The organism is Acinetobacter sp. NIPH 284 (assembly GCF_000369425.1).
In the GTDB taxonomy this organism is placed as follows: domain Bacteria; phylum Pseudomonadota; class Gammaproteobacteria; order Pseudomonadales; family Moraxellaceae; genus Acinetobacter.
The window spans coordinates 1-5,553 of record NZ_KB850022.1; the positions used below are offsets into that span (position 1 = coordinate 1).

7 protein-coding genes and 2 pseudogenes are annotated in these 5,553 nt (G+C 38.3%); 8 read left to right on the forward strand and 1 reads right to left on the reverse strand.

Features of this window, described 5'->3' with window-relative positions:
• Window positions 1-491 (reverse strand): IS30 family transposase (locus F908_RS15130; RefSeq protein WP_265596598.1); only part of this gene is annotated, 491 nt, incomplete at its 3' end.
• 225 nt (window positions 492-716) lie between these two features.
• Here F908_RS15130 and F908_RS15135 point away from each other — a divergent pair.
• From F908_RS15135 to F908_RS15165, 8 genes and pseudogenes are all read left to right on the forward strand, one after another.
• Window positions 717-977, forward strand: a pseudogene (locus F908_RS15135) (hypothetical protein); the annotation flags it as partial.
• A 2-nt stretch (window positions 978-979) separates the two neighbouring features.
• Window positions 980-1,128 (forward strand): annotated as a pseudogene (locus tag F908_RS16550) (transposase); the annotation flags it as partial.
• Window positions 1,129-1,323: 195 nt separating this feature from the next.
• Window positions 1,324-2,817: a DUF4331 domain-containing protein gene (locus F908_RS15140; RefSeq protein ID WP_005165096.1), complete on the forward strand. Its 1,494-nt coding sequence runs from the start codon at window positions 1,324-1,326 to the stop codon at window positions 2,815-2,817.
• 15 nt (window positions 2,818-2,832) lie between these two features.
• Window positions 2,833-3,072 carry a hypothetical protein gene (locus tag F908_RS15145; RefSeq protein ID WP_005165093.1) on the forward strand — a complete coding sequence of 80 codons (240 nt, stop codon included), beginning with the start codon at window positions 2,833-2,835 and terminating at the stop codon, window positions 3,070-3,072.
• 50 nt (window positions 3,073-3,122) lie between these two features.
• On the forward strand, window positions 3,123-4,103 hold the full coding sequence (locus F908_RS15150; protein ID WP_005165089.1) for a tetratricopeptide repeat protein: 981 nt from the start codon (window positions 3,123-3,125) through the stop codon (window positions 4,101-4,103).
• Between the two features lie 78 nt (window positions 4,104-4,181).
• Window positions 4,182-4,610: an IS66-like element accessory protein TnpA gene (gene tnpA, locus F908_RS15155; RefSeq protein ID WP_005157149.1), complete on the forward strand. Its 429-nt coding sequence runs from the start codon at window positions 4,182-4,184 to the stop codon at window positions 4,608-4,610.
• The gene (gene tnpB / locus F908_RS15160; RefSeq protein ID WP_005157151.1) at window positions 4,607-4,942 is read left to right on the forward strand and encodes an IS66 family insertion sequence element accessory protein TnpB; all 336 of its coding nucleotides are present in this window, start codon (window positions 4,607-4,609) and stop codon (window positions 4,940-4,942) included. Before tnpA ends, tnpB begins: the two co-directional genes overlap by 4 nt.
• 74 nt (window positions 4,943-5,016) lie before the next feature.
• On the forward strand, window positions 5,017-5,553 hold a 537-nt coding region (locus F908_RS15165; RefSeq protein ID WP_005165936.1), incomplete at its 3' end, for an IS66 family transposase.

The following is a 5,553-nucleotide window of genomic DNA, read 5'->3' on the forward strand; positions in this document are numbered from 1 at the left end:
TCCCAATGACCCGGTATTTTTCTTTCTTGAACTTCGGCTGGGCGCTCATGAATAGTTTTAATATCCTGTAATATAGAATCTTTTTTAGGTTCACCGTTAGCTTTTCGCTTTTTATTTTCATGACGCAGACAGGATAATAAGTCTTTTTTCAACTCACCCTTTGGTAATGCTCGTATAGTTGAGTAAATCGTTGTATGGCTTACATTCATTGTTTGATCCAAATCAGGAAATGTCTTTAAACGCTTCGATATTTGCTGAGGAGACCATAAACAACGGATCGCTTCAACAATAAATCTCCAGAGAATTGAGTCGATTTTGAGTTTTCTGTGACCACGTCTACGTCTAGCGAAGGTGTTATCAGAAGCATATCGAGCTTGATAAACGTCATTGATGCTATTTCTTTTAAGTTCACGATAGATCGTACTAGGATGTCTTTTAATAAGTTCAGCAAATTTTCTGGGTGAAAAGCCTTCTTTTCTTGACTCAAGCATTAATGCAGTACGATCTTCAAAGTTAAGATGATGGTATGACAATTTTATATACTCCATAAACCCTTTAAATTAATTAGGTGGTTTATGTCGCACTTCAAGTTTTACTCTGCCCCATATCACTGAAAGTAATGTGAATCGAACCATTAAAAATGGTTGAAGATACATTAAGTTGATTAATCAAACTAACCATGCGAAAAGGTATGTTTGATTAGCTGCTGCTCAACTATGCCACGTATCGTTTCAATCCATCTCAACCCAGTTGAACAAAAACAACTTATTGATCTCACCAAACACGCTGCACATTGGCGAGAAAGACAACGCGCACAAACCATATTGTGGCTATCCGAAGGTAAAACTGTAGCAGAAGTAGCTAAACTTCAAAGTCGAATACCTGAAACTATACGGTTACAACGTCGCCATTGGCAACTCTACCAATTTGAATCTATTCAAGAAGGTCATCGTTCAGGTAGGCCAAGTGTTCTTACAATAGCCCTGAATTAAATCGCATTGAGATATGGTATGGTGACAGATGAAGTATCATTGGCGTGATTTCAAAGTAATGACGGCTAATCAAATACAAAATTGGGTGTATCAGATATCAAAATATTTTGGCAATAAATACATGTTTACTTTTTAGATGTTACTTATTTAATCTTATCTACTACAGCACAAAAAATTTTTTAAATTAAAACTTGCTCACAGAAACTTCACTATCGAACCAGTATAAATATTAAGAGTCTTATACTGATCTAAATTCATATCAGAAAATTATAAGACGAATAAAAATTAATCAAAAATATACCCAAGATCAACATGGTCAAGGAGACACAAAATGGACTCTCGCCTACTTTTAGCAATTATGCTAAGTAGTTTTAGTGTGACATCATTCGCTTCAAGCCACCGCGAAGCACCATCAATCAGTAAAACACCCAAGGTTGACGCTACAGATTTTTATATGTTTAAAAGTTATGAGCCGAGCCGAAGTAATTTCGTAACCATACTAGCAAACTATCAGCCTTTACAAGATGCTTATGGGGGGCCTAATTATTTCGCTTTAGATCCTAAAGCCTTATATGAAATACACATTGACAACAACGGAGATGGGCAAGAAGACATTACTTTCCAATTTAAATTCAATCAAGAGTTAAAAGACTTACAAGTTCCTGTAGGTGGCAAGAATGTTTCTGTACCATTATCTAACATTGGTAAAATCACAAATGATAGTAGTTCAGCTCAAAATACCGCTGAAACATATACTGTTACCATGATTAAAGGTGACCGACGTAAAGGTGATCGAAGTACTTTAGGCTCTTTTAAAAAGCCATTCGATAATGTTGGCGCAAAATCAATTCCAAACTATCAAGCCTACGCAGATACATTTGTCCAAAACATTAACTTTGGAAATTGTGGTTCTGGTAAAGTTTTTGTCGGTCAACGTCAAGATCCTTTTGCTGTTAACTTAGGTGAAGTATTCGATTTAGTGAATATTAAGATTCCTGCGACTCAACTCGCACCTTCAGGCGTAAACGCTGAAGATCAAGGATTGAATAATATTGCAAATAAAAACGTCACTACAATTGCTTTAGAAGTTCCACAATCTTGTTTAGTGGCTTCAAATGATACAGTGATTGGAGGATGGACAACAGCAAGCTTACCTCAAGCCACCTTATTAAATCCTAATCCTGAAAGCAATCTTTCCAGTGCAAGTAAAGTTGGTGGTGCTTGGACTCAAGTTTCACGTTTAGGCATGCCTTTAGTTAATGAAGTCGTCATTGGTCTTAAAGATAAAGATAAATTTAATGCAAGTAAGCCTGTGAATGATGGGCAATTTGCTGACTATGTGACTAACCCAACCCTCCCTACATTAATAGAAGTTCTTTTTAAAGAGGCAACTGGTGGTGCCGTAGTTGCGCCAACAAACTTTCCAAGAACTGACTTAGTTAACGCATTTCTTTTAGGTATTCCTGGCTTAAATCAACCTAAAAATGTAAAAGCATCTGAAATGTTACGTCTAAATACTGCTATTACTCCAGCGGCAAAAGATAAACAAAATCGTCTTGGTGTAATCGGTGGAGATACTGCAGGATTCCCGAACGGTCGTAGACCTGGTGATGATGTCGTCGATATTGAGCTGAGAGTTGCTATGGGCTTACTCTGCACAATTGATGGTGTGAATACCGCTGTTGGTTGTAAAGCGAGCGATGCTAAAGCTGGAGGAATAGGCTTTACAGATGGAGCTCTACAATCACCACAACAATTTGGTACTGCTTTCCCATACTTAAATACTCCAGTAGCAGGCTCTCCATTTAATACAGCTAGCAAATAATTAGGAGTAGTCGCCATGAGAAAACTCATTTTGCTGTTCATGGTTGGTATTGGATTAAGTGGCTGCGGTGGTAATGACAATAATTCAAAACCAAATAATAACAACCAACCCCAAAATGACCCCGTTCTTAAAGAAACGTTGTCATTAACCAATCAACCTCAAAGTAACTACGAACAGGCTGAACCTAAAAGTATTACTGAAATTTCAGAATCTACTATAGATAACAAATCAGAACCCGTTGCAGTGAAATTTTAAGATTGAGACTCTTAACAAACTTCTGTTAAGAGTCTTTATAGGAGTTTTAAATGTTAATTCGTCAGCTAACATTATCAATAATAGCTTCATTGTATTTAAGTACTGCTTTCGCTCACCCCAAACATCACCATGAAGAATCTTCATCGAGTTCAGAACATCCAGATTATTCAGTAATGTTAAAAAACAATCATAATGATGAACTGAGAAATCAAATCGTTAATGTGTTACTTGAAAAAGCTTATTCAAAAGGCGACGGTGAGTTTTTAGAACAAGCTGAAGACTTAATGAAATCAAGCTTCAATTCATCAGACACAGAAAATAAATTGCTAGAAACTCGACTCGCTCAAGCAAATCATAATTTCAGCAGAGCAGAAACAATACTTAATGACGTATTAAAAAAAGACCCTAAAAATTATGATGCAATTTTACAACTCGCAAATATATATAGATTACAAGGTCAATTTAATCAGTCACTTAAATTATGTGATCAATTAGATCAACAGAGTGTGAAACTTTATCAAGCTGGTTGTGTCCTGCAAGTGGATGCAATGACAAAAAATATTTCAGAAATAAAATCTAGAACAAATGAACTTCTTCAAATGGCAACAAGGCTAAATAAAAACGATCAGCAATGGTTAGGTAATATTATGCTGGAAATAGCGACAAGATTTAATGATCCAACTCTTGCGAGCCAATCTATTCCATTACTTAATGTAGATAATTTACCCAACACTCTTGCTAAATCCAATTGGTATATTTCTCAACAAGAATATTCAAACGCAATCAAAATTCTGACCCCATATCGTTATCATGATGGTGCGTTGTATAGAATTATTTTAAGCAAACAGAAACTAAACGATCCTCTTGCAGAAAAAGACCTAAATGAACTAACTCAAAGAGTACAAAATCTACTCGACCATAAGGATCACATACATCTCAGAGAGCAAGCTCAATTCCTATGGGTTTCAAAAAAATATGATGAAGGTTTACGCATAGCTGCCAAAAACTGGAATATGCAAAGAGAAAAGTAAGCCTCCAGTGAATCACCACTATTTTTAGTGGATCAATCCCCCGATAGTGTCCACTAACCAATAAGTGGACACCTATTTATGGATTTAAAGACAGTTATAGACAGTGCACCAACGCAAAAAAAGCCTCGCCGAACTTTCACAGCCGAATTCAAACATCAGCTTATTCAACAATGCCAGCAGCCAGACACATCAGTGGCTAACGTGGCAATGCAACATCAGATCAATGCTAATCTACTGCATAAATGGATTCGCCAGTCCGAATCAATGCCCCCTCCATTAAAAAACCTGCCTATCCCACAGACCGACTTTCTTCCTGTCATTGTTCACTCGATGCCAGTCAAACAAGAGACATCTCCATCACCTGTGCCTGAGAAGAAAGCTCCTGCTCATATCAGGATTCCACTGCATGAGGGACCAGGTTCCGAAAGAGATCAAATGATTGAAATCGAATGGCCTGTGGAATCAACAACTGAATTACTATTTCTGCTGCAAGGTTTGATCAAATGATCCGCATTGATGAAATCTGGCTCTCTACCCAACCCATGGATATGCGAGCAGGTACAGATACTGCACTTGCTCAAGTCCTGAAAGCCTTTGGTGGTGTTAAACCCCATTGCGCCTATCTGTTCTGTAATAAACGAGGCCATCGTATGAAAGTGTTGGTACATGATGGTCTAGGGATTTGGCTGTGTGCCCGACGATTGGAACAAGGGAAGTTCCACTGGGCGCAGGTTCATCAGGGTGAAACAATGAGTATCAATGCGGAACAATTACAGGCATTAATTCAAGGTTTAGCTTGGCAGAGAATTGGGCAACAGCACGTGGTCACAATGATCTAAACCAGATACCTTTATTTTACCATCCTCCAAACGACCTATTTCATCCCTAACCTGATCTCAGGCATACTGCGGTCATGAATATGCTGCCTCATTTAAGCCAACTGACCCATGAACAATTGCTGGAATTTACCCAGCAGTTGGCAATGCAGAATCAGCAACTTGTAGAAGATAAACAACAACTCGAACAATCCAATCAACACCTCGATGCCAAAGTTCAGCACCTATCTGTACTCACACAAAAATACGAGCATGAACTTGCGCTGTTTAAACGGCATAAATTTGCTCAGAAGAATGAACACCTCACTGCCAAACAAATCAGCTTGTTAGATGAAGCAGTTGAAGAAGATATCGCAGCCGTTGATTTAGAACTGGAACGACTGAATGCGGATCAACCCAAATCGGCTGAAACCAAAGCAATAAAACCGAAACGCCGACCGCTGCCAGATCATCTAGCCATCATTCGTATAGAGCATGAGCCTGCATCGACACAATGCAGTTGTGGCTGCACGCTTCGTCGTATTGGTGAAGACCTGAGCGAGAAACTCAATTTCAGACCAGCACAGTTCTACAAGGAACAGCATATCCGTGGCAAATGGGTCTGTGATCAGTGT